The organism is Mesorhizobium sp. M4A.F.Ca.ET.050.02.1.1 (assembly GCF_003997725.1).
Taxonomy (GTDB): Bacteria; Pseudomonadota; Alphaproteobacteria; order Rhizobiales; family Rhizobiaceae; genus Mesorhizobium.
The window spans coordinates 1-3,632 of sequence record NZ_RZSG01000621.1; the positions used below are offsets into that span (position 1 = coordinate 1).

At 64.8% G+C, this 3,632-nt stretch carries 3 protein-coding genes; all 3 read left to right on the plus strand.

Annotation, left to right across the window (positions count from 1 at the left end):
- Positions 1-136: 136 nt before the first annotated feature.
- The 3 genes from EOA33_RS28085 to EOA33_RS28095 all read left to right on the plus strand — a co-directional run bounded on the left by EOA33_RS28085 (position 137) and on the right by EOA33_RS28095 (position 3,463).
- The gene (locus EOA33_RS28085) at positions 137-1,033 is read left to right on the plus strand and encodes a GlxA family transcriptional regulator (protein ID WP_245482458.1); all 897 of its coding nucleotides are present in this window, start codon (positions 137-139) and stop codon (positions 1,031-1,033) included.
- Positions 1,034-1,209: 176 nt separating this feature from the next.
- On the plus strand, positions 1,210-2,505 hold the full coding sequence (locus tag EOA33_RS28090) for a Xaa-Pro peptidase family protein (RefSeq protein WP_127407124.1): 1,296 nt from the start codon (positions 1,210-1,212) through the stop codon (positions 2,503-2,505).
- A gap of 280 nt (positions 2,506-2,785) precedes the next feature.
- Complete coding sequence (locus EOA33_RS28095; protein ID WP_127407125.1) at positions 2,786-3,463, plus strand: isochorismatase family protein; 678 nt, start codon at positions 2,786-2,788, stop codon at positions 3,461-3,463.
- Positions 3,464-3,632: the final 169 nt, after the last annotated feature.

A 3,632-nucleotide genomic window follows, 5' to 3' on the forward strand; every position in this document is an offset into this window, starting at 1 on the left:
ACCCGCTACAGTTCCAGCCGCCTCAGGAAAGAGCATCGTGACTTCCAATTCCGCCAACCGCAAACGCGACCGCGCGCAGCCGGCGGCGGGCGAAGCCCCCCTCGCCTTCGCCGTGCTGGTCTTCCCTGGCTTTCCGATGATGGCGTTCTCGTCGCTGATCGAACCGCTGCGCGCGGCCAATGTGCTTGCCAGGCGCGAATGCTACCGCTGGGTGATCGTCGGCGCCGATGAGGGCACGGTCGAGGCTTCGAACGGCGTCGTCATCCAGCCCGGCTTTTCCGCCTCCGACGCGCCGAAGGTCGACCGCATCGTCGTCTGTTCGGGCGGCGATGCCGACCATCTCGTCGCCGAAGAGGCGGTGAGCTGGATCCGCAAGAGCCTGCGCGGCGGCGCGCATATCGGCGCGGTGGCGGATGCAGCGTTCTTCCTCGCCCGCGCCGGCCTGCTCGACGGCCATGCCTGCACCCTGCACTGGACCAGCCAGGCCGCCTTCACCGAGGCTTTCCCGGACATCGAGCTCAGGCGCGATCTCTTCGTCATCGACCGCAAGCGTTTCACCTCGGCCGGCGGCGTCGGCAGCCTCGACATGATGCTAGAGATCATCACCGGCGACTATGGCGCCGAGCTCGCGGCGGGCGTCGCCGAATGGTTCGTGCACAGTCCTTTGCGATCGACGCTCGATCGCAAGCTGATGCCGCTCAGGCTGCGCACCGGCGTGCAGAACGAGCTGGTGCTGTCGGCCATCGCCATCATGGAGGATGCGGTCGAGGAGCGGCTCGGCATGGCGGAGCTGGCGACAAGGCTCGGCGTTTCCCCGGACAAACTCGAGCGCAATTTCCGCGCCGAGCTGGATATCTCGCCCAATGGCTATTACCGGCGGCTGCGGCTGAAACGGGCGGCCGACCTGCTGGCGCATTCGACACTTATGGTGCGCGATGTCGCGCTGGCGTGTGGGTTTGCGTCGATGTCGAGTTTTGCGCGGGCGTTTCGCGAGGAGCACGGGCACGCGCCGAAGGCGATGCGAAGGCAGTAGCTTCTTCGCTTGTGCTGAAATGGTGAGACGCTGGCGGGACCGAGGGGGCGCGAAAGGATCACGGTGCTATCGTTTCCCATCCGCCACGCCTGCGGCATCCGGCACGACATTTGCGGGAATCCGCACACACTTCGTGCAACGCATAGCCCATGTTCTCCGCATTAGGAGGCACCGCCATGAGCATCGTCGTTTTCGACCCCGACAGCACCGAGGATGTGGATTTCAAGGACCGCATGCGCCATCCGGCCGCGGCCGATCCCGCCGGCGGCATGTGGTTGTCCGACACCGAGCCGTCCTTCATCGATGCGGACGCGCTGCGCAAGGGCCGGCTCAAAAAACTGCGCGGCTGGATGCGCGAGGCGGGCTATGGCGCGGTCGTTTTGTTCGATCCCTACAACCAGCGCTACGCCACCGGCTCGCGCAACATGTTCGGCTATTTCCTGCGCAACTCGACCCGCTATTTCTTCATCCCGACCGAAGGGCCGGTCGTGCTGTTCGAATATCCGCAGAGCTACCATGTCTCGATGGTGCTCGACACGATCGACGAAGCGCGACCCTCGAAGCTGGTGTGGTCATCCGTCTCCGGCCGCGACGACGAGACGGCCGGTCCGTTCGCCGACGAAATCACCGAGCTTCTGAAGGAGCATGGCGGCGGCTCTATGAAGATCGGCCTCGACCGCTGCAGCCATCTGCAGGCGCTGGCGCTGGAAAAGCGCGGCTGCGAGGTCCGCGATTGCCAGGGCGAGATCCTGGCGGTACGCGCAGTCAAGACGCCGGAGGAAGTGAAGTGCCTGCAGGCCTCGATGGCCGGGGCCGAAGCGGCTGTCTCCGCAGTGCGCGAAGCGATCAAACCGGGCGTCTCCGAAAACGAGCTGTTCGCCATCATTTATGGCGAGGTGATCCGCCAGGGCGGCGAGTTCATCGAGACGCGGCTGCTCACCTCCGGACAGCGCACCAATCCATGGTTCAGCGAGGCGAGCGGCCGCAAGATAAGGCCGGGCGAGCTGGTCGCGCTCGATACCGACACGATCGGCTGCTACGGCTATTATTCCGATTTCTCGCGCACCTTCCGCTGCGGGCCGGGCAAGCCGACCGCCTACCAGAAATCGCTCTACCGCATGGCGCACGACCAGGTGCAGCACAACATCGGCATCGTGAAGCCCGGCATGGCTTTTCGCGAGATCGCCGAAAAGGCCTGGAAGATCCCGGACCGCTTCGTCGACCAGCGCTACACCTCGGTCATGCATGGCGTCGGCATGCATGGCGAGACGCCGTTCATCGCCCACGCGATGGATTACGAGACATACGGCCGTGACGGCATCATCGTGCCCGGCATGGTGGTCAGCGTCGAAAGCTATATCGGCGAGAAAGGCGGCCGCGAAGGCGTCAAGCTCGAGGACGAGATCCTGATCACCGAGACCGGGACGGAGTTGCTGTCGCGGTTTCCGTATGAGGACGAGTTCTTGGAATGAGCGATTTGATGCCGATACGCTCTGTTGGCGCCGCCCATACGCTATCGCAGGCCTTCGAGATTGGCCGCAGCAAATGTGACGTCGTCATCCTAGGGCGAAGCAAGGAGCGAAGCGACGCGGCGCAGACCCTAGGATCCATGCCGTTACTTCGGAGCGTTGCATCGGTGCAGAATTCTGTTCCGCTGCATTTTTCGCTAGAGGTAACGGCATGGATTCCAGGGTCTTCGCAATGCCGCTTCGCGGCTGCTTCGCCCTTGAATGACGAAGCGCGAGAATCCGCATGAAAAGCCCGATCTCCATCCGGCGCGGCAAGGTGGCCGCAGTGTTCATCGATCTCCAGGAGGAGCATCGCAAGGACGAACGCTATCTGGTCGACAGGTTCGGCGACATCCTCGCCAACGTGCAGCGGCTGCAGGCGGCGGCGCGGCGCAATTTCGTGCCGCTCTACCACTTCGCCTACATCGTCGACCTTGCCGAGGCGCGGCCGTTCCATCCGGTGGACGCCAGCGGCAAGTCGGCCTTCTCGGACAAGGACGATCCGCTGACGGCGATCTGCGCGGAAGTGGCGCCGGCCGAGGGCGAGACGATGCTGGTCAAGACCGAGGCCAGCGCCTTCGGCAACGGCGCCTTCGCCGACCGGCTGAAGACGGCGGGCATCGAATGGCTGGTGATTGCCGGCGTCTGGACCGAGGCCTGCATCGACGCCACGGTGAAGGATGCGGTGGCGCGTGGTTTCCGCGTGCTGCTGGTCAAGGATGCCTGCGGCAGCGGCAGCGCGGCCATGCACCAGACCGCCATCCTCAATCTCGCCAACCGGCTCTATGGCGGCGCCGTCACCGGCACGCTCGATGCCTGCCGGCTGCTGGCGGGCGACACGGTCGATGCGTGGCAGGTCGAGGGCTCGGTGCCGCTGCGCTTCACCTACGACAATGCGGCCCGGCTCTACGACGAGCTCTGACTGCAAGCCGATGGGCACGAACCAGATCGAAGCGGCCAGGTGGGGGAAATACGCCACCCTGCTCGACCCGGAGCTGTGGGACTATATCGACCAGGTCAATGCCTGGTTCCCGCCCGCGATCGTGGCGCGGCCGATCGCGGAGCAACGGGCGGTCTACAACGCGATGTGC

Bases quoted from the DNA above. Each gene is read 5' to 3' on its own strand.
- EOA33_RS28085 (WP_245482458.1), top strand. From the start codon at position 137: ATGATGGCGTTCTCGTCGCTGATCGAACCGCTGCGCGCGGCCAATGTG.
- EOA33_RS28090 (WP_127407124.1), top strand. From the start codon at position 1,210: ATGAGCATCGTCGTTTTCGACCCCGACAGCACCGAGGATGTGGATTTC.
- EOA33_RS28095 (WP_127407125.1), top strand. From the start codon at position 2,786: ATGAAAAGCCCGATCTCCATCCGGCGCGGCAAGGTGGCCGCAGTGTTC.